The sequence below is a fragment of the Lentzea kentuckyensis genome, from assembly GCF_002150765.1.
Classification (GTDB): Bacteria; Actinomycetota; Actinomycetes; order Mycobacteriales; family Pseudonocardiaceae; genus Lentzea; species Lentzea kentuckyensis.
This window is the reverse complement of record NZ_MUYM01000052.1, coordinates 52,485-74,138: the sequence shown is the minus strand read 5'-3', so window position 1 is coordinate 74,138 and position 21,654 is coordinate 52,485. Positions and strand designations below refer to the sequence as shown.

At 69.0% G+C, this 21,654-nt stretch carries 24 protein-coding genes; 16 read left to right on the top strand and 8 right to left on the bottom strand.

The window, feature by feature from the left end; translation table 11 throughout:
* Window positions 1–35 precede the first annotated feature (35 nt).
* Window positions 36–1,964: an asparagine synthase (glutamine-hydrolyzing) gene (gene asnB / locus B0F77_RS24140; protein ID WP_086665248.1), complete on the top strand. Its 1,929-nt coding sequence runs from the start codon at window positions 36–38 to the stop codon at window positions 1,962–1,964.
* A gap of 33 nt (window positions 1,965–1,997) precedes the next feature.
* On the opposite strand, the gene B0F77_RS24135 is transcribed toward asnB, so the two are convergent.
* Window positions 1,998–2,777 carry a class I SAM-dependent methyltransferase gene (locus B0F77_RS24135; protein WP_086665247.1) on the bottom strand — a complete coding sequence of 260 codons (780 nt, stop codon included), beginning with the start codon at window positions 2,775–2,777 and terminating at the stop codon, window positions 1,998–2,000.
* A gap of 27 nt (window positions 2,778–2,804) precedes the next feature.
* Complete coding sequence (locus B0F77_RS24130; RefSeq protein WP_086665264.1) at window positions 2,805–3,737, bottom strand: carbohydrate kinase family protein; 933 nt, start codon at window positions 3,735–3,737, stop codon at window positions 2,805–2,807.
* Window positions 3,738–3,895: 158 nt separating this feature from the next.
* Here B0F77_RS24130 and B0F77_RS48060 point away from each other — a divergent pair, with 158 nt between their 5' ends.
* Window positions 3,896–4,069, top strand: a complete 174-nt coding sequence (locus tag B0F77_RS48060; protein WP_158102806.1) for a hypothetical protein — start codon at window positions 3,896–3,898, stop codon at window positions 4,067–4,069.
* Window positions 4,070–4,157: 88 nt separating this feature from the next.
* Here the strand turns inward: B0F77_RS48060 and B0F77_RS24125 are convergent, their stop codons facing one another.
* Window positions 4,158–4,526 (bottom strand): HesB/IscA family protein, encoded by a 369-nt coding sequence (locus B0F77_RS24125; RefSeq protein ID WP_086665246.1) that lies wholly within the window; start codon window positions 4,524–4,526, stop codon window positions 4,158–4,160.
* Window positions 4,527–4,631: 105 nt separating this feature from the next.
* Window positions 4,632–5,681 (bottom strand): glycerate kinase family protein, encoded by a 1,050-nt coding sequence (locus B0F77_RS24120; protein WP_086665245.1) that lies wholly within the window; start codon window positions 5,679–5,681, stop codon window positions 4,632–4,634.
* A gap of 42 nt (window positions 5,682–5,723) precedes the next feature.
* Between B0F77_RS24120 and B0F77_RS24115 the strand changes: the two genes are divergently transcribed.
* The 3 genes from B0F77_RS24115 to B0F77_RS24105 are packed head-to-tail and all read left to right on the top strand — an operon-like array spanning window position 5,724 to window position 8,003.
* Window positions 5,724–6,350 carry a DUF3043 domain-containing protein gene (locus B0F77_RS24115; protein ID WP_086665244.1) on the top strand — a complete coding sequence of 209 codons (627 nt, stop codon included), beginning with the start codon at window positions 5,724–5,726 and terminating at the stop codon, window positions 6,348–6,350.
* Entirely contained in the window at window positions 6,351–6,983 is a 633-nt protein-coding gene (locus B0F77_RS24110) for a class I SAM-dependent methyltransferase (protein ID WP_086665243.1), read from the top strand. It begins immediately after the preceding gene.
* A gap of 33 nt (window positions 6,984–7,016) precedes the next feature.
* On the top strand, window positions 7,017–8,003 hold the full coding sequence (locus B0F77_RS24105) for an aldo/keto reductase family protein (RefSeq protein WP_086665242.1): 987 nt from the start codon (window positions 7,017–7,019) through the stop codon (window positions 8,001–8,003).
* A 28-nt stretch (window positions 8,004–8,031) separates the two neighbouring features.
* Here B0F77_RS24105 and B0F77_RS24100 read toward each other — a convergent pair whose 3' ends face one another.
* Window positions 8,032–8,232 carry a hypothetical protein gene (locus B0F77_RS24100; protein WP_086665241.1) on the bottom strand — a complete coding sequence of 67 codons (201 nt, stop codon included), beginning with the start codon at window positions 8,230–8,232 and terminating at the stop codon, window positions 8,032–8,034.
* A 17-nt stretch (window positions 8,233–8,249) separates the two neighbouring features.
* On the opposite strand from B0F77_RS24100, the gene cobU reads away from it, so the two are divergent.
* Genes cobU through B0F77_RS24085 form a run of 3 tightly spaced genes read left to right on the top strand, consistent with a single transcriptional unit; the run spans window position 8,250 to window position 10,540 of the window.
* A complete protein-coding gene (gene cobU, locus B0F77_RS24095) occupies window positions 8,250–8,789 on the top strand; it encodes a bifunctional adenosylcobinamide kinase/adenosylcobinamide-phosphate guanylyltransferase (RefSeq protein ID WP_086665240.1) in 540 nt (179 codons plus the stop codon).
* A gap of 9 nt (window positions 8,790–8,798) precedes the next feature.
* Complete coding sequence (gene cobT, locus B0F77_RS24090) at window positions 8,799–9,842, top strand: nicotinate-nucleotide--dimethylbenzimidazole phosphoribosyltransferase (RefSeq protein WP_086665239.1); 1,044 nt, start codon at window positions 8,799–8,801, stop codon at window positions 9,840–9,842.
* Complete coding sequence (locus B0F77_RS24085) at window positions 9,839–10,540, top strand: adenosylcobinamide-GDP ribazoletransferase (protein WP_086665238.1); 702 nt, start codon at window positions 9,839–9,841, stop codon at window positions 10,538–10,540. Before cobT ends, B0F77_RS24085 begins: the two co-directional genes overlap by 4 nt.
* Before the next feature lie 10 nt (window positions 10,541–10,550).
* On the opposite strand, the gene B0F77_RS24080 is transcribed toward B0F77_RS24085, so the two are convergent.
* A complete protein-coding gene (locus tag B0F77_RS24080; protein WP_086665237.1) occupies window positions 10,551–11,642 on the bottom strand; it encodes a branched-chain amino acid aminotransferase in 1,092 nt (363 codons plus the stop codon).
* A 92-nt stretch (window positions 11,643–11,734) separates the two neighbouring features.
* On the opposite strand from B0F77_RS24080, the gene B0F77_RS24075 reads away from it, so the two are divergent.
* On the top strand, window positions 11,735–12,010 hold the full coding sequence (locus B0F77_RS24075; RefSeq protein ID WP_086665236.1) for a hypothetical protein: 276 nt from the start codon (window positions 11,735–11,737) through the stop codon (window positions 12,008–12,010).
* On the opposite strand, the gene B0F77_RS24070 is transcribed toward B0F77_RS24075, so the two are convergent.
* Entirely contained in the window at window positions 11,943–13,178 is a 1,236-nt protein-coding gene (locus B0F77_RS24070) for an APC family permease (RefSeq protein ID WP_086665235.1), read from the bottom strand. The genes B0F77_RS24075 and B0F77_RS24070 overlap by 68 nt on opposite strands.
* Before the next feature lie 202 nt (window positions 13,179–13,380).
* Between B0F77_RS24070 and B0F77_RS24065 the strand changes: the two genes are divergently transcribed.
* Window positions 13,381–14,853 (top strand): leucyl aminopeptidase, encoded by a 1,473-nt coding sequence (locus tag B0F77_RS24065; RefSeq protein ID WP_086665263.1) that lies wholly within the window; start codon window positions 13,381–13,383, stop codon window positions 14,851–14,853.
* Window positions 14,854–15,125: 272 nt separating this feature from the next.
* Window positions 15,126–15,590 (top strand): OsmC family protein, encoded by a 465-nt coding sequence (locus B0F77_RS24060; RefSeq protein WP_086665234.1) that lies wholly within the window; start codon window positions 15,126–15,128, stop codon window positions 15,588–15,590.
* A 22-nt stretch (window positions 15,591–15,612) separates the two neighbouring features.
* Here B0F77_RS24060 and B0F77_RS24055 read toward each other — a convergent pair whose 3' ends face one another.
* Window positions 15,613–15,936 carry an oxidoreductase gene (locus B0F77_RS24055; protein WP_086665233.1) on the bottom strand — a complete coding sequence of 108 codons (324 nt, stop codon included), beginning with the start codon at window positions 15,934–15,936 and terminating at the stop codon, window positions 15,613–15,615.
* Window positions 15,937–16,115: 179 nt separating this feature from the next.
* Here B0F77_RS24055 and lpdA point away from each other — a divergent pair, with 179 nt between their 5' ends.
* The 5 genes from lpdA (at window position 16,116) to lipB (ending at window position 21,646) form a co-directional block, all read left to right on the top strand.
* Window positions 16,116–17,504, top strand: coding sequence for a dihydrolipoyl dehydrogenase (gene lpdA / locus B0F77_RS24050; protein WP_245848587.1), 1,389 nt, complete (start codon window positions 16,116–16,118; stop codon window positions 17,502–17,504).
* 51 nt (window positions 17,505–17,555) lie between these two features.
* Complete coding sequence (gene sucB / locus B0F77_RS24045; RefSeq protein WP_086665232.1) at window positions 17,556–19,310, top strand: 2-oxoglutarate dehydrogenase, E2 component, dihydrolipoamide succinyltransferase; 1,755 nt, start codon at window positions 17,556–17,558, stop codon at window positions 19,308–19,310.
* Window positions 19,311–19,480: 170 nt separating this feature from the next.
* Entirely contained in the window at window positions 19,481–20,371 is an 891-nt protein-coding gene (locus B0F77_RS24040; protein WP_086665231.1) for a TIGR01777 family oxidoreductase, read from the top strand.
* Complete coding sequence (locus B0F77_RS24035) at window positions 20,368–20,946, top strand: phosphatase PAP2 family protein (RefSeq protein ID WP_086665230.1); 579 nt, start codon at window positions 20,368–20,370, stop codon at window positions 20,944–20,946. Before B0F77_RS24040 ends, B0F77_RS24035 begins: the two co-directional genes overlap by 4 nt.
* Window positions 20,903–21,646, top strand: coding sequence for a lipoyl(octanoyl) transferase LipB (lipB, locus tag B0F77_RS24030; RefSeq protein WP_086665229.1), 744 nt, complete (start codon window positions 20,903–20,905; stop codon window positions 21,644–21,646). The genes B0F77_RS24035 and lipB overlap by 44 nt, the downstream gene beginning before the upstream one ends.
* The last annotated feature ends 8 nt before the right edge of the window (window positions 21,647–21,654 follow it).

Genomic DNA, 21,654 nt, shown 5'->3' with positions numbered 1-21,654 from the left:
CTTCCCCGTCGTATTTCTTGTGAGGTGCGAGACCCTTGTGCGGCCTGGCAGGACTTGTTTGCCCTAGCGAGAACGAGGCCGAGAGCGCACGCCCGGCGGTGGAAGCCGCTCTGCGCTGCATGCGGCACCGCGGCCCCGACGAGAGCGGCACCCGGCGGGTCGACGAGGTCGTGTTCGGCTTCAACCGCCTCGCCATCATCGACATCGAGCACTCCCACCAGCCCCTGACCTGGGGCCCGCCGGAGTCGCCGAGCCGGTACACGATCAACTTCAACGGCGAGATCTACAACTACCTGGAGCTGCGCGCCGAGCTCACCGAGAAGTACGGCGCGGTCTTCCACACCGACGGCGACACCGAGACCATCGTCGCCGCCTACCACTACTTCGGTCCCGCGGCGATCACGAAGCTGCGCGGCATGTTCGCCTTCATCATCTGGGACGCCGAGCGCAAGATGCTGTTCGGCGGCCGCGACCCGTTCGGCATCAAGCCGCTGTACTGGGCGCAGGGCCAGCTCGGCGTCGGGTTCTCCAGCGAGAAGAAGATCCTGCTGGAGCTCGCCCGCACGCTCGCGATCAACCCGCAGATGAACGTCAAGGGCCTGCAGCACTACCTGACGCTGCAGTACGTGCCCGAGCCCGCCTCGCTGCACGACCAGATCTTCCGCGTCGAGTCCGGTCACTCGTTCACGCTGGTGCCGGGCGAGACGCCCCAGTTCGAGCGCTACTTCCCGGCGAACTTCAAGGTGCGCACGGTCCGCAGCGAGGCCGAGGCGGACGCGCTGTACGACGAGATCACCTCGGCGCTGCGCGACTCGGTCGCCAAGCACATGCGCGCGGACGTGACGGTCGGCTCGTTCCTGTCCGGCGGCATCGACTCGACGGTGGTCGCGGCGCTCGCCAAGGAGCACAACCCGGACCTGATCACGTTCACCACCGGGTTCGAGCGCCAGGGCTTCTCCGAGGTCGACGTGGCCGCCGAGTCCGCGGCGCTGATCGGTGTGAAGCACGTCGTCCGCACGGTCAGCGCGCAGGAGATGATGGACTCCCTGCCGTTGATCACCTGGTACCTCGACGACCCGGTGGCCGACCCGGCGCTGGTGCCGTTGTGGTTCATCGCCCGTGAGGCGCGTCAGCACGTGAAGGTCGTGCTGTCCGGTGAGGGCGCGGACGAGCTGTTCGGCGGGTACACGATCTACCGCGAGCCGCTGTCGCTCTCGGCGTTCGAGAAGGTGCCCGGCGCGCTGCGCAAGGCGATGGGCAAGGTCTCGACGAAGATCCCGCACGGCGTGCGCGGCAAGGACCTGCTGCGTCGTGGCGCGCTCACGCTGGAGGAGCGCTACTACGGCAACGCGCGCATCTTCCTCGACGACCACCTGCGCCAGGTGCTGCGGACGTACGACCCGAACGTGTCGCACATGGACGTCACGGCCCAGCCGTACCGCGAGTCGCGCAACTGGGACCCGGTCACGCGCATGCAGCACGTCGACCTGTTCACCTGGCTGCGGGGCGACATCCTGGTCAAGGCCGACAAGATGACCATGGCGAACTCGCTGGAGCTGCGCGTCCCGTTCCTGGACCCCGAGGTCTTCAAGATCGCCTCGCAGATCCCGAGCGAGTTGAAGATCACGCCGGACACCACGAAGTTCGCGCTGCGCAAGGCGATCCGCGACATCGTGCCGGCGCACGTGCTGAACCGCCGCAAGCTCGGCTTCCCGGTGCCGATCCGGCACTGGCTCAAGGACGAGATGCACGACTGGGCGGTCGACATCGTGCGCAGCTCGCAGACCGACCAGTACCTCGACAAGACCGCGGTGCTGCGGCTGATCGAGGAGCACCGTTCGGGCGTGCTCGACCACAGCCGCCGCATCTGGGCGCTGCTGGTGTTCATGATCTGGCACGGCATCTTCGTCGAGGACCGCATCAAGCCGGTGGTGCCGGAACCGCACTACCCGGTCAAGCTCTAGTGGATCAGGGCCCCTCTCCGGAGGGGCCCTTTCTCATCGACGACCTTGCGCGCTGCAGATCGCGTACGAGCTGACGACGGTCTCCGGCGACGCCATCAGTTCGAGGTAGCGGTCGAACTCGTCGTCGGAGAGCGGGAGTTTGTCCCGCACCTTGCCCGCGGTCGTGGCGAGCAGCCGGCACCCCGGTGAGCCGCCCTCCCACTCCTGCACCTCGCGGGAGCCGCTGACGTCGTTGAGCCCGGTGTCGAGCAACGCCTTCTCGATGCGCGCGCCCCACGCGAGCTCCGCGCCGGCGTGGTCGAGCAGCGTCAGCAGGGCGTTCTTCACCCGCATGATCAGCTTCGCGTCGTCGGAACCAGAAGATCCGGGCCCGGTCGACAGGACCTCGAGCGGGAGGCAGTCGAACTCCTCCAGCACGAGCCAGCCGCCGGGACGCAACGAGTCGCGCAGCTTGCGCAGGACGGCGTCGCGGGCGGGAAGGTGGAACAGCACCAGACGCGCATGGACCAGGTCGTACGCGTTCCCCGGCAATATATTGGATACTACGTCGTGCTCCAGGACGGTGACGTTGTCGCGTTCCTCGAGCCGCGCCACGTCGACGTCCGTGACCGTCACGTGCCCGGACGGGGCGACGACGTCGGCGAGCCAGTTCGCCACCGAGCCCCCGCCGCCCCCGACCTCCAGACAGCGCCAGCCGTCGGCCACGCCGAGCTGCTCGACGCGGGCGAACGTGCCCGCGTCGAGCAGGGAGCTCAGCGCGTCGAAGTGCGGACCGTGTAACTCACCGGCGTCACCGAACAGGTACGTCCCCATTGTCCGATCATGGCAGGACTGTGCGGATCATGGCAGGACTGGGGCGATCTCCTCCGCGGCTTCGTCACCGAACGCACCGCGAATGCGGGCGAGCGCCGCCTCGCGCTCCAGCACCCACTCCTGCGTGCCGACGGTTTCGAGCACCTCGACGGCGATCAGCGACCCGAGCTGAGCGGCGCGCTCGATGCCCAGACCCGCGGTGATGCCCGCGAGGAAACCGGCGCGGAAACCGTCGCCGACACCGGTCGGGTCGGTCTTCGCGACTTCGGGGACCGCGGGGACGTGCAGCGAGAAGCCGTCGCGGTCGACGATCTCGACGCCCTTGGCGCCGAGCGTGGTGACGCGCTTGCCGACGCGGGCGAGGACGTCGGCCTCGGTCCAGCCGGTCTTCTGCAGCAGCAGTTCCCACTCGTAGTCGTTGCTGAACAGGTACTCGGCGCCCTCGATGAACGCGCGCGCCTGCTCACCGTCCATGCGGGCGAGCTGCTGCGACGGGTCGACGGCGAACTTGAAACCGCGCTGACGGCACTCTTCGGCGTGCCGGAGCATCGCCGCGGGGTCGTCGGGGCTGATCACGACGAGCTCGAGGTTCTCGACGCGGTTCGCGATCGGCGCGAGCTCGATGTTGCGCGCCTCGGCCATCGCGCCGGCGTAGAAGGAGGCGATCTGGCACATGTCGTCGTCCGTCGTGCAGACGAACCGCGCGGTGTGCGCGACCTCGGACACGTACACGCCGGACGTGTCGACGCCGTGCCGGTCGAGCCACGAGCGGTAGTCGTCGAAGTCCTTGCCGACGGCGCCGACGAGCACCGGCCGCACGCCGAGCACGCCGAGACCGAACGCGATGTTCGCGCCGATACCACCGCGCCGGACCACGAGGTCGTCGACCAGGAAGCTCAGTGACACGCGGTCGAGACGCTCCGCGACCAGCTGGTCCGCGAATCGACCCGGAAAGTGCATCAGATGGTCGGTCGCGATGCTGCCGCACACGGCTACCGGCACGTCGGCTCTCCCTTACGTTGTTGCGCTACGTGACAACTCACCCGGATGAGTGCAGCTGTGAAGACTACCGTTTGGTAGGGCTACCGCAGGTCAGACCACCGTCATACGGTCGGCATGTGACGATCCCCGAAGCGACCACGATGCGTGAGCTGATCGACGACTGCGCACAGCTCCCCTTCGCTCTGACACACCCCGAGCACCCCCTGCCCGCTCCGCGAGCGGCCGTGCCCTGGGAAGTCGACGACCTGTGCACCCACCAGGTCGAGGGCCTGGCCGAGTACGGCGTCTGAGCCCCTGGGCTGATCCCCAGAACACACAGCGAGGCCGCGTTCCCGTCTGATCGTCTGATCTGGGAACGCGGCCTCGCGCGTGTTCGCCTTAGTGGAACGAGTCGCCGCAGGCGCAGGACCCGCCGGCGTTCGGGTTGTCGATCGTGAAGCCCTGCTTCTCGATCGTGTCCACGAAGTCGATGACTGCGCCTTCGACGTAGGGCGCGCTCATGCGGTCAACGGCGACCTTCATGCCGTTGAAGTCGACCAGCGCGTCACCGTCGAGCGCGCGCTCGTCGAAGAACAGCTGGTAGCGCAGACCAGCGCAACCGCCGGGCTGGACGGCGATGCGCAAGTGCATGTCGTCGCGGCCCTCCTGGTCGAGCAGCGCCTTGGCCTTGACGGCGGCCGCATCGGTCAGCGTCACGCCGTGGGTCGGCGCCTCGGAGGTCGAAGCGGCATCCTGAGCGGTCGTCATGGCTCTCCTAAGAGGTCCTTTGCGGGCGGTTCGCCCCTCAACAACACGGGCGTTCCCCGCTTTGTTCCATTTCCATGGTCCCACAGCGATGGCTCATGTCGAACGTCACGTAGACCACTGCCGCGCGACGTGCTGCGCCGTTGCAACGAGACTTTTGCGGGCGTCCGCAATCGACTTTTGCACAGAGCCGACGTGGTCGGACACCGAGTAGGCCTCCTGGACGCCCGCAGCGCCCATCTCCCGGCTGCCGACGCTGACCTGGCCTGCGATGGCGACGCACGGGATACCGCGTTCGGCGGCGCCGCCCGCGACGGCGGTGATGAGCTTGCCTCGGAGCGACTGCCAGTCGAAGCTGCCTTCGCCGGTGACGACGACGTCGGCGTCGTCGAGGGCGGCGTCCAGGCCGGTGAGTTCGCGGACGAGTCCGGCGCCCGACGTCACCGTCGCGCCCAGCGAGAGGAGCGCGGCGCCCAGGCCGCCTGCCGCGCCGGCCCCCGGTATATCGGATACGGCTTTGAGGACGTCCATCGCGGCGAGCTTGGCTTCGAGGCGTTCCACGGCTTCCGGGGACGCGCCCTTCTGAGGACCGAACGTGCGAGCCGCTCCGTGTGGGCCGAGCAGCGGGTTCTCGACGTCCGACGCCGCCACCAGCGATATATCAGTCAGATCGACGCCCGCGTCGGACAGCGCGGCGAGCATGCCGGCGCCGCCGTCGGTCGTCCCGGAGCCGCCGAGTCCGACTGTGATGACATCGTTGTCAGCCATGGTCGACTGCGAGATCGCTGCCGCGATCAGTTCGCCGACGCCTCGCGTGGTCGCCGTCTCGCAGGATTCCGGGCGGAGTTCGGCCGGGACGAGATGGAGGCCGCACGCTTCGGCGGACTCGATGTATGCAACGCGTCGACCGTCCGCATGCACGCTGAGCCAGCGTGCTTCGACGGGCTTGCCGAGCGGGCCGGTGACGCTGGTACATCGGATATCGCCGCCCAGCGCGGCGTGCAGAACGTCCACGAAGCCGGGGCCGCCGTCGGCCAGTGGGCGTTCGACGACGACGTCGTCGGGTTTGGCCTCGCGCCAGCCGGTGGCGATGGCGTCGGCGGCCTCGCGGGCGGTCAGGGTGCCGCCGAAGCAGTCCGGAGCGATGAGTACGCGCACCTCGCGAAAGGTACAGAAGAACCACTGTCCTACCCTTGTGCTGTGAGGTTCCTGCGCCGCAACTCCGCCGATACCGAAGCCCCGGCCATCGATTCCGCCGCCGAGGCCGCCGACTCCACCCGCACGGCGGGCAAGGGCCGGCCCACGCCGAAGCGGCGTGAGGCGCAGGGCAGGCGTTCCGGGCCCGTTCCGCCGCCTCCCCGCACGCAGCGCGAGGCGTTCAAGCGCATGCGCGGCAACAAGGTGAGCAAGGAAGAGCGCCGTGCCGCGGCCACCGAGCGCCGTCAGCGCATGATGGCCGGCGACGACAAGTACCTGCTGCCGCGCGACCGCGGTCCGGTGAAGGCGTACATCCGCGACCTCGTCGACTCGCGCCGCAACCTCATGGGCCTGTTCATGCCGCTCGCGATCCTGGTGTTCGTGGCGCTGCTGACGCCGTCGCTCGCCGTGCAGCGGTACGCGACGCTCGCGACGACGTTCATGCTGATCGCGATGGTCATCGAGGGCCTCGTGCTCGGCCGGCTCGTCACGAAGAGGGTGCGGGCGAAGTTCCCGGCCGAGCCGATCAAGGGCCTGTCGATCGGCTGGTACTCGTTCATCCGCGCGAGCCAGCTGCGCCGCCTGCGCGTGCCCAAGCCGCGTGTGAAGCCGGGCGAGGCCATCAAGTAAGTGCGCGAGAAGCAGCGCAAGCTTCAACTGCCGGAGAAGCTGCGGTGGAACCACAACGAGTGGTACCGCCGCTGGCTGCTCCGGCAGTTGCCGTCTCGGGCCGGATCAGCGCTGGACGTCGGTTGCGGCCTCGGTGACCTGGCGCGGTCGTTGAAGGCCGACGAGGTCACCGCGATCGACGCCAGCGCGCGCATGATCGAGCGCGCGAGCGCGACCAGCGACCGGATCAGGTGGATCAACGGCGACGTGCTCACCCACGACCTCGGGCGGTACGACGTCGTCACCGCCGAGGCGAGCCTGCATCACCTGCCGTTGCGCGAGGGCCTCACCAGGCTCGCCGAGCTGACCAGGCCGGGCGGGCTGCTGATCGTCATCGGCCTCTACATGACGGCGACGCCTGCGGACCGGGCGATGGAGTTCGTGACGTTGCCCGCGAACGCCGTCGTCGGGCTCGCCAAGGCCTTCAACGGCACCGGGGGCAAGCCACACGACACCGAGATGCCGATGGTGATGACGGCGCCGACGTTGCCGGAGATCCGTGCGGTGGCAGCGGAGGTCGTGCCCGGCGCGCGCATCCGCAGGCACGTGTTCTGGCGGTATTCGCTGGTCTGGCGCGCACCCGAAGTTCATTAGCAGTACGAACGATTTCGGTTTAAGCTCCGATGTATGAAGTTCCGTCGACTCGGCCGCAGCGGCCTGTCCATCAGCGAGATCTCGTACGGCAACTGGCTCACCCACGGCTCCCAGGTCGAGGAAGAGCAGGCGCACGCCTGTGTGAAGGCAGCGCTCGAGTCGGGGATCACCACCTTCGACACCGCCGATGTCTACGCCAACACCGCCGCGGAGTCGGTGCTCGGCAGGGCGCTCAAGGGTGAGCGGCGCGAGTCGCTGGAGATCCTGACCAAGGTCTACTGGCCGACCGGCCCCGGCGGTCCCAACGACCGCGGGCTGGGTCGCAAGCACGTCATGGAGTCGGCCAACGCTTCGCTGAAGCGCCTGCAGACCGACTACGTCGACCTCTACCAGGCTCACCGGTACGACTACAGCGTTCCGCTGGAAGAGACGATGCTGGCGTTCGCCGACCTCGTCCGCCAGGGCAAGGTCCTCTACGTCGGCGTCTCCGAGTGGACCGCCGAGCAGATCACCCGCGGTGCCGCGCTGGCCCGTGAGCTGCAGATCCCGTTCGTGTCGCACCAGCCGCAGTACTCGATGCTGTGGCGCGTCATCGAGCCGCAGGTCATCCCTGCCTGCGAGCGCGAGGGCCTCAGCCAGATCGTCTTCTCCCCCGTCGCACAGGGCATCCTGACCGGCAAGTACCTGCCGGGCGCCGACGTGCCGGAGGGCTCGCGCCTGGCCGACGCGCGCGGCTCGCAGATGATCTCGCGCTGGATGCGGGACGACGTGCTCAACGCCGTGCAGCAGCTCAGGCCGATCGCCGAGGAAGCGGGCGTCACCATGGCGCAGCTCGCGGTCGCGTGGGTGCTCAAGAACCCGAACGTCGCGTCCGCGATCATCGGCGCGTCGCGTCCGGAGCAGGTCCACGAGAACGTCAAGGCGATCGACATCGAGCTCGACGACGACGTGCTCAAGCAGATCGACAACGTCCTCGAGGGCGTCATCACCGACGACCCGAGGCTCACCGCCCAGGGTTAGTTCGCCCTGCTCTTAAAGGACCCTGCTCTTAAAGGACTGGGTGGAGGCTCATCGGGCCGTACACCTCGGATTCCGAGCGCAGCAGCGTGACCTGTTCGACCCCGGCGTCGAGCAGGTCACGCCAGCCGGCGCTGAACCACTCCTCGGCCTCGGTCTGGTCCGCGAACATCACATCCGGGCCCGCGACGTCGCGTCCCTGTGCATCCTGGTAGCGCCAGCGGAACTCCATGGGACGAAGGCTAACTCTTGTCATCTAGGACTCTGGTGCTCGGCGGAGCGCGTTCAGGCAAGTCAGCGCACGCGGAAGGCCTGCTCACCGACCCGACCGTGACTTACGTCGCAACCGCGCGCAGATACCCCGACGACCCGGACTGGGACGCACGCATCGCGCTGCACGTCGCGCGCCGTCCGTCCACTTGGCACACGGTCGAGGCGTCGGCGCCGTCCGATCTGCCGGCGTTGCTCACCGCGACGCAGTACGAGGACCCGCCGATCCTGGTGGACGACCTGTCGACGTGGCTGGTCGGCGTGCTGGACGACGCCGAGGCCTGGGAAGGTCACGGCACCGACGCGGTGGAGAGCGATGTCGACGAACTCGTGCGCTCGGTCGCCACGTGCCGGACGCGACTGGTGCTGGTGAGCGCGGAGGTCGGCCTCGGCGTCATTCCGTCGACGCGCTCAGGCAGACTCTTCCGCGATCACCTCGGTGCGCTCAACGCGCGCGTCGCCGAGGTGTGCGACGAGGTGACGCTCCTCGTCGCGGGCATCCCGTTGAAGCTGCGCTAAGGAGCAACCGTGAGCACCGAGTTCCCGCCGGTGGAGCCGCCGGACGAGACCGTTCTGCGCGAGGCCGAGGCCCGGCACGCGGTGCTGACCAAGCCGGTCGGCTCACTCGGACGGCTCGAGGAGCTGGGCAACTGGATCGCGGCGTGCCAGGGCGTCGTGCCGCCGAAGCCGTTCGTGCGGCCTCGCGTCGTCGTGTTCGCGGGTGACCACGGTGTCACCGCGCAGGGCGTCTCGGCGTACCCGAGCGAGGTGACCGGCCAGATGGTCGCGAACTTCCTCACCGGCGGCGCCGCGGTGAACGTGCTCGCCCAGGTCGCGGGCGCCACGGTGCGCGTGGTCGACATGGCGGTGGACGCGGACACCCCGGCAGCGGTCAGCGCGCACAAGGTGCGGCGCTCGTCCGGGTCGATCGACCGCGAGGACGCGCTCACCCGTGAGCAGTGCGAGCTCGCGATCGCCGCGGGCCGCGCCATCGCCGACGAGGAGGTCGACGCGGGCGCCGACGTGCTCGTCGCCGGCGACATGGGCATCGGCAACACGACGCCGGCCGCCGTGCTGATCGCGTCGCTGACCGGCTCGGAGCCGGTCGCGGTCGTCGGCCGCGGCACGGGCATCGACGACCAGGCGTGGATGCGCAAGACGGCGGCGATCCGCGACGCCCTGCGCCGGGCCCGCCTGGTGATCAGCGACCCGGTCGCGCTGCTGGCCACGGCCGGTGGCGCGGACCTGGCGGCGATGGCCGGGTTCGTGGCGCAGGCCGCCGTGCGACGGACTCCGGTGGTGCTCGACGGCGTCGTCGTCGGTGCGGCCGCGGTCGTCGCCGAGGAGCTGGCGCCGGGTGCGCGCGAGTGGTGGGTGGCCGGACACCAGTCCGCCGAGCCCGCGCACGCGATCGCGCTCGGGCACCTGAACCTGACGCCGCTGCTGGAGTTCGAGATGCGGCTCGGTGAGGGCTCCGGAGCGGTGGCGGCGCTGCCGTTGCTGATCTCCGCGGTGAAGGTGCTCGCCGAGATGGCGACCTTCGACAGCGCAGGCGTCACGAACAAAGAATGAAGCTGGCGTTCTCCTGGCTGACCGTCCTGCCGCTGCGCGTCGACCATGTCGACCGCAAGGCGGCGGGACGGGCCATTGCATACACGCCGATTGTCGGCGTTCTGCTGGGCACGTTCGTCGTCGGCGTGCTCAAGTTGTTGGCCGTATGCGATATATCGGCGCCAGTAGCCGGGTTCCTGGCCGTCGGCGTCGTCGCGCTGGCCACACGCGGTATGCACTTGGACGGTCTTGCGGATACTGCAGACGGTCTGGGGTGTTACGGGCCGCCGGAGCGCGCGCTTCAGGTCATGAAGGACGGCGGGGCCGGGCCGTTCGGTGTCGTCACGCTGATCGTCGTGCTGGGGGCGCAGGCCGCCGCTCTCCCCCAGGCCCACTGGGGTGTCGTCGTGCTCGCGTTCGCGACGAGCAGGGCCGCGTTCGGTGTCTGCTGTATGCGAAATGTGCCCGCCGCACGGCCTGAAGGGCTCGGGGCGCTGGTAGCCGGTACACAGCATCCAATGCTGGTCGCCGGCACGTGGATGGTGCTCGCCGCCGCAGGTTATGCGCTCGGTATACGCGCTGTCGTCGGCGTCGTCGTCGCGGGCGCGCTCGTGTGGTTGCTGGTGAAGCACACCGGAAAGCGTTTCGGCGGCATCACCGGTGATGTGCTCGGTGCTGCCGCCGAAATCGCGCTTCTGGCCGTGCTGGTGATCGCTTAGGAGCGAAGGCCTACGAGTGGAGCACCGTCATCCAGCCGTGGGTGTCGGCGACGTGGCCGTGCTGGAGGCCGGTCAGGCGCTCGCGCAGCTTCATCGTCACCGAGCCGGGGCCGCCGTCGGCGACGTCGAACTCGCCACCGGCGTGCTTGACGTGGCCGACCGGCGTGATGACCGCGGCCGTGCCACAGGCGAAGACCTCGGTGAGCTCACCGGAGGCGTTGGCCTTCTCCCACTCCTCGGTCGAGATGCGACGCTCCTCGACGGACAGTCCGAGGTCGCTTGCCAGCTGCAGCAACGAACTGCGGGTGATGCCCGGCAGCAACGTGCCGGTCAGCTCCGGGGTGACGACCTTGTCGCCGAAGACGAAGAACAGGTTCATCCCGCCCATCTCCTCGACCCAGCGGCGTTCCACCGCGTCGAGCCAGACGACCTGGTCGCAACCCTTCTCCGCGGCCTGCGCCTGCGCCACGAGGGACGCGGCGTAGTTGCCGGCGAACTTGGCCGCGCCGGTGCCACCGGGGGCCGCGCGGACGTACTCGGTCGAGAGCCACACGCTCACCGGGCGGACACCGCCCGCGAAGTAGGAGCCGGCGGGTGAGGCGATCAGCACGAACAGGTACTCGGACGCGGGTCGCACGCCGAGGCCCTTCTCCGTGGAGATCATGAACGGCCGCAGGTAGAGGGACTCCTCCTCGGCCGACGGCACCCAGCGGTCGTCGACCGCGAGGATCTGCCGGACGGACTCCAGGAAGAGGTCGTCGGGAAGTTCGGGCATCGCCATGCGGCGGGCCGAGGCGCGGAAGCGCTCGGCGTTGGCCTCAGGGCGGAAGGACGCGATCGAACCGTCGGGCTGCCGGTAGGCCTTGAGCCCTTCGAAGATCGCCTGGCCGTAGTGCAGCACCATTGCCGCGGGGTCCAGTGCGAGGGTGGAGTACGGGCCGACTTCAGCGTCGTGCCAGCCCTTCTCGCGGTTCCAGCGGATCGTCACCATGTGGTCGGTGAAGTGCTGCCCGAAGCCCGGCTTGGCAAGTACCTCCGCTACGCGCTCCGGGGTCGCCGGGTGCGGGTGGGGAGTCCGGGTGAAAGGCAACGCGCTCGTCATGTGAGCACGGTAACCCGCTGGTGGGGATACGGAAAATCGTCTTCCCAAAACTCGGACGTCCTACTAACTCAGGCTCGATAGAGTGCCCGCCCATGACCGATGCGGAAAGATCTTCGAGGGGTGCGGACGTCCGCACCGTGTTGCAGGCCGCGTTGCTCGTGCTGGGCACCGGCATGACCCTGATGGACGGCTGGGTGCTCGGCGGCGTCGGCGGTGTGGTGGGCGCCGTGTTCGCCGCCGCGATCTTCCTGGTCGTCTACCGTGCGCTCACCAACGACAGCGAGTCCACCAACGGCCGCATCATCGGCCTTGCGGTGTGCGTTGGCGTGACGCTGCTCGTTTTCCTCTCAGTAACGCTGTCAGGCTGATGAGTCCGGTGCCGGCGCCCAGCCCTGCGAGAGAGATGAGCAGTGCGGGCACCGGCATGCTCATCGCGAGCAGTACCGAGAGCCCCAGTCCGAGACAGGCCGTGCGCATGGGCCATGTGCGGTCGTTCTGCAGCAGGACTCGCGCCGACGCGTTCGTGAAGGCGTAGTAGAACAACGTCCCGCACGCCGCCACGCCCAGTGCGGTCGCCATCGGCACGAGGAGCACCGCGAGAGCGCTGGCGACGACTACGACGAGGGAAAGCACACCGGGCTTGAGGCGCGTCGGCAGGTCGCCGTCCTCGGCGAGACCGGTGAGCGTGCGGTGTGCGGACGCGAGTACGAAGTGCAGTGCGGCGACACCGGCCACGGCCGCGGCGATCTGCACGAGCGGCACCAACGCGGACGCGTCCGCGGCGACGAGCGCGTCGCGCAACGGCGCGGGCGACAACGCGAGGCGCGCGCTGCCGAGCTGTCGCAGCAGACCGGCGCCGACGGCCAGACAGACCACGAAGGACAGTCCGATGAGGACTGGAATCGCGACCCTGAGCACGGCCGGCGAGTGGTGCCGCTCACCGCGGTGCGGGGCCGTGATGCGCTCGAAACCCGCGAACGCCATGAACATCAGGCCCGCGACGCCGACGAGTTCGTTGACAGTGCCGGTCTCGCCCGCCGACGGCACCGGCTCGATCGAGAAGCTCGACGCCACCACGAGAGCCAGCACACCGAGAACCACCAGCGACACCAGCACACTGACGCCCGTGCTGAAGCGGAACCCGGCCGCGCCGAGCACCGCCGTCGCGACGACGAGGGCGAGAGCGCCGACCGTCGGCTGGTCCGGCACGACGTACGCGCCGAACATCGACGCCACGGCCGCCGCCATCGCCGCCCTGCCGAGGAGGTGGGCACTCGCCGTCATCCGGGCGGGCCACACACCGAGCTGTGCGCGTACGTATCCGTAACCGCCGCCGACATCCGGGTAGGCCCGCGACTGGTCAGCGGTCGAGAAGGCCGAGCACAACGCGGCGAACGCGGACAGGGCCAGCGCAGGGAGCACCCACCAGCCCGCAAGGCTTGCGGCAGGGGCGAATCCGGCGAAGACCCCCGCACCGAGCACCGCGGGAAGACCGAGCGCGATCGTGGCAACGATCTCGCGAGGCGTGTGGGTCACCGGTACACAGTCGCAGATGCGGCATCCGGCCGTAACCACCCGGTCGACTGATGCGCGAAATGGGCGAACCGCCACCGTGAGCAACTGTCAACGTCACGGATTGCGGCGAACGTGGCGGGCCTGGGCATTAGTGGGACTGCCCGACCTTTAGCATGGGTCACGATTCCGAGCACCCCTACCACGCACAACCATGGAGCAGCACGTGACAGCCCCGAAGCTGGCCCTCACCGAAGGTGACCTGAGCACCACCGCCGCTGACGCAGTCGTCGTGGGAACCCTGCAGGGTGCGGACGGTCTGGAGCTCGCGCCCGGCGCCGAAGCTGTCAACGCCGCGTTCGACGGCGCGCTGCTCGAGGTGCTCGGCACCCTGCGCGCGTCCGGCAAGGCCGACGAACTGGTGAAGGTCCCGACGTTCGGCAAGCTCGCCGCCCCGCTGGTGCTGGCCGTCGGTCTCGGCAAGTCCGCAGGCGAGGAGCAGGTGCGCCGCGCGTCCGGTGTCGCCGCCCGCGCGCTGGCCGGCAAGAAGCGCGCGCTGAACACGCTGGCCTCGCTGCACGTGGCCGCCGCGGCCGAGGGCACCCTGCTGGGCGCCTACACGTTCACCGAGTACAAGTCCGACAAGGGCGAGGGCCCGGTCGCGAAGGTCGACCTGATCGCGGCCGGCACCAAGGAGAACAAGGCCGCGCTGAAGGCCGCCGTCGCGATCGCCGAGGCCGTCGCCATCGCGCGTGACTTCATCAACACGCCGCCGAACGACCTCTACCCCGGCTCGTTCGCCGACCGCGCCGCGAAGCTGGCCACGGCCGCGGGTCTCGACGTCGAGGTGCTCGACGAGAAGGCGCTCAAGAAGCAGGGCTTCGGCGGCATCCTGGGCGTCGGCGGCGGTTCGACCCGCCAGCCGCGCCTCGTGCGCATCTCCTACAAGGGCGCCAAGGCCACCAAGAAGGTCGCGCTCGTCGGCAAGGGCATCACGTTCGACACCGGCGGCATCTCGATCAAGCCGGCCGCTGGCATGGACGAGATGACCTCGGACATGTCGGGCGCCGCCGCGATCGTCGCCACGATGGTGCTGGCCGCGAAGCTCAAGTACCCGCTGGAGATCATCGCGTCGATCCCGATGGCGGAGAACATGCCGTCGGGTGACGCGTACCGCCCCGGCGACGTGCTGACCATGTACGGCGGCAAGACCGTCGAGGTGCTCAACACCGACGCCGAGGGCCGCCTGATCCTGTCCGACGCCATCGTGCGCGCGTGCGAGGACGGCCCGGACTACCTGATCGAGACCGCGACCCTCACCGGCGCGCAGGTCGTGGCCCTGGGCAAGCGCACCTCGGGCGTCATGGGCTCCGAGGAGTTCCGTGACCGCGTGGCCGCCATCGGCACCGCGGTCGGCGAGTCGGCGTGGCCGATGCCGCTGCCCGAGGAGCTGCGCGCGGACCTCGACTCGCGCCTGGCCGACCTGGCGAACGTCACGGGCCACCGCTGGGGCGGCATGCTCGCGGCGGGCCTGTTCCTGCGCGAGTTCGTCGCCGAGGGCGTCCAGTGGGCGCACATCGACATCGCGGGCCCGGCGTACCACACGGGTGGCGCGTACGGGTACACCGCGAAGGGCGGCACCGGCGTTCCGGTGCGGACCATCGCGGCCGTGCTGGCGGACATCGCCGCCAACGGCTGAGTCCACCTGTTCCCAAAAGCGGGCGGAGACCTTCGGGCCTCCGCCCGTTTTGTTTTCTCACAAACGCTCGCGGACGCCCGTGAAATCATTTCCCGAGCACCTTTGCAACGAGTCGTTTGCGGTCGACGTCCAAAGACTCATTGCTAAGGTACAGGTCAGGGTGGGTGCGGAACTGATATATCGGTTGGGATGGGCACGGACGGGCGCGACTGAAAGAAGATGCTCGTGTCGCGAGGCTAGGTCGGAGGGCTTCGCCAGAGGAGTATTTCCACATGGGGACGCATCAGTACGAAGTGGACGTCGTCTGGACCGGGAACACCGGGAACGGGACTTCCGGATACAAGGCTTATGAGCGCGCGCACGAGGTGCTGGCCGCGGGCAAGGAGACGATCCTCGGGTCGTCGGACCCGTCGTTCCGGGGTGACCGGAGCCGGTACAACCCCGAGGAGTTGCTCGTCGCGTCGCTGTCGCAGTGCCACATGCTCTGGTACCTGCACCTGGCGTCGGTGAACGGCGTCGTCGTCACCGGCTACCGCGATCACGCCAGCGGCACGATGGCCGAGCACCCGGACGGGTCCGGGCGGTTCACCGAGGTGGTGCTCAACCCCGTCGTCACGGTCGCCGATCCGGACACGAAAGAGACCGCGCAGGCGTTGCACGAGAAAGCTCACTCGATGTGCTTCATCGCGGCGAGCGTCAATTTTCCCGTGCGGCACGAGCCGACGGTGAACGTTTAGAGATCGCGCCCAGAGATCGCGTCTAGTCGCCTGAGGCCTTTTTGCGCGCGGTGTAGTCGCGCATGCGCTTCGGGTAGCCGACGATGCCGGCGTCGTAGATCGGCATGCCGAGTTTGCGGGCGAACGAACGCGCGGCGTCCGGGGAGGCGACTCGGCGGCGGGTCCACTCGCCGTCGTGAGCGACGAGAACCACAGTGGTTTCGGTCACCGTCGTCTTCGGCTCCACATAGGCCTCGACGCCGTGCCGGCTCTTCGTCCACTGTTCGAGGTGGCTCGTGTCCTGGTTGGAGGCGGTCCGGAGCACTCCTGGACGCGGCTTCCTGCGAAAACGATCGAACAGCCCCATCGGGCACCTCCTGCGCTTCCCTCCACCATGGTGCCAGGTAGGGGTGTTATGAGTAGGTGAATGATCAGAGTCGGGCGTGGTGTCCCATGCCGGATCACCATGCTCTGGCAACTAGTGACAAGATGGCCGCGTACCTCGCGCGCACCCGCGCGTAGTAAGTAATCCCGAGGAGATCCGAAGTGACTTCGCCGGAACTGGAGTCGGCCACCAACGCCGATCTCGTCATCCTCGGCGGCGGTTCAGGTGGGTATGCCTGCGCGTTCCGCGCGGCCGAGCTCGGCCTGTCCGTCGTCCTGGTCGAGAAGGACAAGCTGGGTGGCACCTGTCTGCACCGCGGTTGCATCCCGACCAAGGCGCTGCTGCACGCGGCCGAGGTCGCGGACAACGCGCGTGAAGGCGACCAGTTCGGCGTGAAGAGCTCGCTCGAGGGCATCGACATCGCCGGCGTCAACTCGTACAAGGACGGCGTGATCTCGCGGCTCTACAAGGGTCTGCAGGGTCTGGCGAAGGCCAACAAGGTCACCTTCGTCGAGGGCGCGGGCACGTTCGTCGGCCCGAACACGGTCGTCGTGAACGGTCAGCGCTACGTCGGCAAGAACGTGGTGCTCGCGACCGGTTCGTACGCCCGCAGCCTGCCCGGTCTGGAGATCGGCGGCCGGGTCATCACCAGTGACCAGGCGCTCAACCTGGACTTCATCCCGGAGAAGGTCGTCGTCCTCGGCGGCGGCGTCATCGGTGTGGAGTTCGCCAGCGTGTGGCGGTCGTTCGGCGCGGACGTCACCATCGTCGAGGCCCTGCCCCGCCTGGTGCCGGCCGAGGACGAGTACGCGTCCAAGCAGCTCGAGCGCGCCTTCCGCAAGCGCGGCATCAAGTTCAAGACCGGCGTGAAGTTCACCGGCGCCACCCAGTCCGACTCGGGCGTGTCGATCACGCTGGAGAACGGCGACGTCCTCGACGCCGACCTGCTGCTCGTCGCGGTCGGCCGCGGCCCGAACAGCGCGGGCCACGGTTACGAGGAGGCCGGCGTCACGATCGACCGCGGGTTCGTCATCACCGACGAGCGCCTGCGCACGAACCTGCCGAACGTCTACGCCGTCGGCGACATCGTGCCGGGCCTGCAGCTCGCGCACCGCGGTTTCCAGCAGGGCATCTTCGTGGCCGAGGAGATCGCGGGCCAGAACCCGAAGGTGATCGACGAGGCGGGCATCCCGCGCGTCACCTACTGCAAGCCCGAGGTCGCCTCCGTCGGTCTGTCCGAGGCCGCGGCCAAGGAGAAGTACGGTTCCGCCGAGGTGTTCATCTACGACCTCGCGGGCAACGGCAAGAGCCAGATCCTCAAGACCTCCGGTGGCGTGAAGCTGGTCAAGGCGCCCGACGGCCCCGTCGTCGGTGTGACCATGGTCGGCGAGCGCGTCGGCGAGCTGATCGGTGAGGCCCAGCTGATCTACAGCTGGGAGGCTTACCCCGAGGACGTGGCTCCGCTGATCCACGCCCACCCGACCCAGACTGAAGCCCTTGGCGAGGCCTTCCTCGCCCTGGCCGGCAAGCCGCTGCACGTGCACGGCTGACCGTTCCCCACACAAAGTCAGCCACACGAGAGCACGAGGAGTCAGCGAACAATGGCCTTCTCCGTCCAGATGCCCGCACTCGGTGAGAGCGTCACCGAGGGCACGGTCACCCGGTGGTTGAAGCAGGAAGGCGACCGGGTGGAGGTGGACGAGCCGTTGCTCGAGGTGTCCACCGACAAGGTCGACACCGAGATCCCGTCCCCGGCGGCCGGTGTCCTGCAGAAGATCGTCGCGCAGGAGGACGACACCGTCGAGGTCGGTGGCGAGCTCGCGGTCATCGGTGACGGTGACGGCGGTTCCGCCGCGCCGGCTCCGGCCCAGGAGTCCGCGCCCCAAGAAACGGCACAGCCCCAGGAATCGGCACAGCCGCAGCAGACGCAGCCGTCCGCCGCGCCCGCCGAGGCCGTGCAGGAAGCCCCGGCTCCCGCCCAGTCGGGTGGTTCCGCCGAGGGCACCGACGTCACGATGCCCGCGCTCGGCGAGTCCGTCACCGAGGGCACCGTCACCCGCTGGCTGAAGCAGGTCGGCGACAGCGTCGAGGTCGACGAGCCGCTGCTCGAGGTCTCGACCGACAAGGTCGACACCGAGATCCCGTCGCCGGTCGCGGGCACGCTGCTCGAGATCACCGCCGGTGAGGACGAGACCGTCGAGGTCGGCGGCAAGCTCGCCGTCATCGGTTCGGGCAGCCCGGCTCCGGCCGCCGCGCCCGCCCCGGCGCCTGCTCCCCAGCAGGCCGCTCCGGCACCCGCGCCCGCCGCGGCTCCGGCCCCGCAGGCCGCCCCGGCACCGGCTCCGGCCCCCGCCGCTCCGGCCCCGCAGGCCGCGCCCGCTCCCGCCTCCGCTTCTTCGAGCGACGACGCGAACGGCACGCCGTACGTCACTCCGCTCGTGCGCAAGCTCGCGTCGGAGAACGGCATCGACCTGGGCTCGCTGAAGGGCACCGGCGTCGGTGGCCGCATCCGCAAGCAGGACGTGCTCGCCGCCGTCGAGGCCAAGAAGGCCCCGGCTCCGGCACCGGCCGCCACTGCTCCGGCCGCGCCCGCCGCTCGTACCGCCGCCCCGGCCGCGGTCGACAACTCGGGCAAGCGCGGCACCGTGCAGAAGCTCCCGCGCCTGCGCCAGATCGTCGCGCAGCGCACGCGTGAGTCGCTGCAGATGTCGGCCCAGCTCACCCAGGTGTTCGAGGTCGACGTGACCAAGATCGCCCGGCTGCGCAACCAGGCGAAGAAGGCGTTCGAGGCTCGTGAGGGCGCGAAGCTCACGTTCCTGCCGTTCTTCGCCAAGGCCGCCATCGAGGCCCTCAAGGCCCACCCGGTGCTCAACGCGTCGATCGACGAGGAGCGCAAGGAGGTCACCTACCACGGTGCCGAGCACCTCGGTCTGGCGATCGACACGGAGCGCGGCCTGCTCAACGCCGTGATCCACAACGCCGGTGACCTGAACCTGTCGGGCATCGCCCACAAGATCGGTGACCTGGCCGGGCGCGCCCGTTCGAACAAGCTCACCCCGGACGAGCTCACCGGCGGCACGTTCTCGCTGACCAACCTCGGCAGCAACGGCGCGCTCTTCGACACCCCGATCATCCAGCAGCCGCAGGTCGGCATCCTGGGCGTCGGCGTCGTGAAGAAGCGCGCGGTCGTCATGACCGACGAGGACGGCAACGACACCATCGCGATCCGCTCGATGATGTACCTGGCGCTCACCTACGACCACCGCCTGGTCGACGGTGCCGACGCGGGCCGCTTCCTCACGACGGTCAAGAACCGTCTCGAGGAGGGCGCGTTCGAGGCCGACCTCGGTCTCTGACGCCACTGAGCAGGACTGATATCCGATATATCGGATATCGCTGAACAGTGTGACCAGAAGGTGTGATCTGAAGGCCACCCCGGTTTGCCGGGGTGGCCTTCGGCACATCCTGGGGCCAGTAGGGGATCTGTGGCTGTGCATGCGGTGCTTGAGTGGGGAACGATCTACATATGCGAGTTGTCATCGCGGGATCGTCGGGCCTGATCGGAACGAGCCTGGTGGCGTCCATGCGCGCCGCCGGCCATGAGGTGCTGCGGCTGGTGCGCCGCAAAGCCGCTGCTCCTGACGAGCGCGGGTGGGACCCGTACGCCGGCCGCATCGACGACGGCACGTTCGACGGCGTCGACGCCGTCGTCAACCTCTGTGGTGCGGGCATCGGCGACAAGCGGTGGGACGACGCGCGCAAGCAGGTGCTGCACGACAGCCGTGTCGTGCCGGCCGAGGTGCTGTCGGCGGCGGTCGTCGAGCACGGCGTGCCCGCGCTGGTGAACTCGTCGGGCGCCCACTTCTACGGCGACACCGGATCCCGGCTTGCGGACGAGGACGCGCCGGGCGGCCACACGTTCATGTCGCGGCTGACCCAGGACTGGGAGGCGGCGACGTCCGTGGCCCAGGAGGGCGGCGTGCGTGTCGTACTAATGCGCACCGCTGTCGTCATCTCGCCATCGGGCGGTGTGTTCGGGCGGTTGAAGCCGGTCTTCCAGTTCTTCCTGGGCGGCAAGCTCGGGACCGGCGAGCAGTTCTTCCCGTGGGTGTCGCTGGACGACGTCGTGTCCGCGTACCGGTTCGTCGTCGAGCACGACGACATCCGCGGACCGGTCAACGTCGCGGGACCGACGCCGGTGACGAACGCCGAGTTCACCAAGGCGGTCGGCACGGCGCTGAACCGGCCGACGCCGTGGGTGGTGCCGGCGTTCGCGTTGAAGACGTTGCTCGGCGGTGAGATGGCGCAGGAGCTGTTGTTGAGCGGGCCGGGGCTGACGCCGAAGGTGCTGGAGAGCCGCGGCTTCCACTTCATGCATCCCGCGCTGCCGGCCGCACTGAACGCGGCGGTGGCATGACTCGTGTCGTCGCGGCCCTTCTGGTGATCTCCTGGATCTTGCTCGGCATGCCGGAGGTCACCTGGCTCGACGTGTGGGTGCACGACACGCTGCCGCGGCCGGAATGGCTTCGGACGACTGCATACATTGTGGGGCTGGTGCTCGGGCCGACGATCGGGTGGGGCTTCGCGGCGGTGTTGTTCGTGCTCGCGTGGCGGCGGCGCGATCTACGGCTGTGGAAGGCGTTGGCGTTGCACGGACTGTGTTGCGCGACGCTGCTGGCGCGGTGGCTGTTCGACCGGGTGCGGCCCATCGAGTACCACCTGCCGAGCTACCCGAGCGGGCACACGGTGGCGGTCGCGTCGGTCGGTTTCACGATGGTCGTGTTGCTCGGACGCGGTGTGCTGTGGGCCGCGCTGGCGGTGCTCGTGGCCGGTTTCGCCAGGGTCGTGCTGGAGATGCACTGGGTCACCGACGTCATCGGCGCGGTGCTGGGTGTGACAGGTGTCGGACTCGTGGCAGCGCTCGCGCTGGGGTTGGTAACGTCGGGTCGTGAACTCGTGCCGCACCTCGTCAGACCCCGTCGTCATCCGTGAGCTGGGGCTCATCGACTACATGGCGGCGTGGGACCTCCAGAAGGAGATCGTGGAGGTTCGCGCGGGTGGCACCGGGCCTGACACGCTGCTGTTGCTGGAGCACCCGCCGGTCTACACCTGCGGCCGGCGCACCCTCGACGAGGAACGCCCGCGCGGCGGCAGCACCCCCGTCATCGACGTCGACCGCGGCGGCAAGATCACCTGGCACGGACCTGGCCAGCTGGTCGGCTACCCGATCGTCAGGCTGGCCGAGCCGATGGACGTCGTGGACTACGTGCGGCGCATCGAGCAGGGCCTGATCGACGTCTGCGACCAGCTCGGTGTGCACACCGGCCGGGTCGAGGGCCGCAGCGGCGTGTGGATCCCGGCCGACGACCGCGGCCCGGAGCGCAAGGTCGCCGCCATCGGCATCCGCGTGCAGCGCGGCGTGACCATGCACGGTTTCGAAATCAACTGCAACGCGAGCCTTGAGGCGTTCGGCGACATCATCCCGTGCGGCATCAAGGACGCGGGCGTCGCTTCCCTCTCGCACGAGCTGGGCAGGGACGTCACGGTGGCCGAGGTGCTTCCCCTGGCCCGTGACGCCGTGCTTGCGGCGCTCGACGGAACACTCCCCCTGACGGACCGCACTTTGAGCCAGGCACATCACAAGCCGGTTGGCCCCGTCGCGCCGGGGATCACCTTCGCTAGCATTCCGTAGCCCCGCGG

Bases quoted from the DNA above. Each gene is read 5' to 3' on its own strand.
- B0F77_RS24135 (WP_086665247.1), bottom strand. From the start codon at position 2,777: ATGGGGACGTACCTGTTCGGTGACGCCGGTGAGTTACACGGTCCGCAC.
- B0F77_RS24040 (WP_086665231.1), top strand. From the start codon at position 19,481: ATGCGAGTTGTCATCGCGGGATCGTCGGGCCTGATCGGAACGAGCCTG.
- B0F77_RS24100 (WP_086665241.1), bottom strand. From the start codon at position 8,232: ATGGAGTTCCGCTGGCGCTACCAGGATGCACAGGGACGCGACGTCGCG.
- sucB (WP_086665232.1), top strand. From the start codon at position 17,556: ATGGCCTTCTCCGTCCAGATGCCCGCACTCGGTGAGAGCGTCACCGAG.
- B0F77_RS24125 (WP_086665246.1), bottom strand. From the start codon at position 4,526: ATGACGACCGCTCAGGATGCCGCTTCGACCTCCGAGGCGCCGACCCAC.
- B0F77_RS24105 (WP_086665242.1), top strand. From the start codon at position 7,017: ATGAAGTTCCGTCGACTCGGCCGCAGCGGCCTGTCCATCAGCGAGATC.
- B0F77_RS24060 (WP_086665234.1), top strand. From the start codon at position 15,126: ATGGGGACGCATCAGTACGAAGTGGACGTCGTCTGGACCGGGAACACC.
- B0F77_RS24130 (WP_086665264.1), bottom strand. From the start codon at position 3,737: ATGCACTTTCCGGGTCGATTCGCGGACCAGCTGGTCGCGGAGCGTCTC.
- B0F77_RS24035 (WP_086665230.1), top strand. From the start codon at position 20,368: ATGACTCGTGTCGTCGCGGCCCTTCTGGTGATCTCCTGGATCTTGCTC.
- B0F77_RS24080 (WP_086665237.1), bottom strand. From the start codon at position 11,642: ATGACGAGCGCGTTGCCTTTCACCCGGACTCCCCACCCGCACCCGGCG.
- B0F77_RS24085 (WP_086665238.1), top strand. From the start codon at position 9,839: ATGAAGCTGGCGTTCTCCTGGCTGACCGTCCTGCCGCTGCGCGTCGAC.
- B0F77_RS24055 (WP_086665233.1), bottom strand. From the start codon at position 15,936: ATGGGGCTGTTCGATCGTTTTCGCAGGAAGCCGCGTCCAGGAGTGCTC.
- B0F77_RS24075 (WP_086665236.1), top strand. From the start codon at position 11,735: ATGACCGATGCGGAAAGATCTTCGAGGGGTGCGGACGTCCGCACCGTG.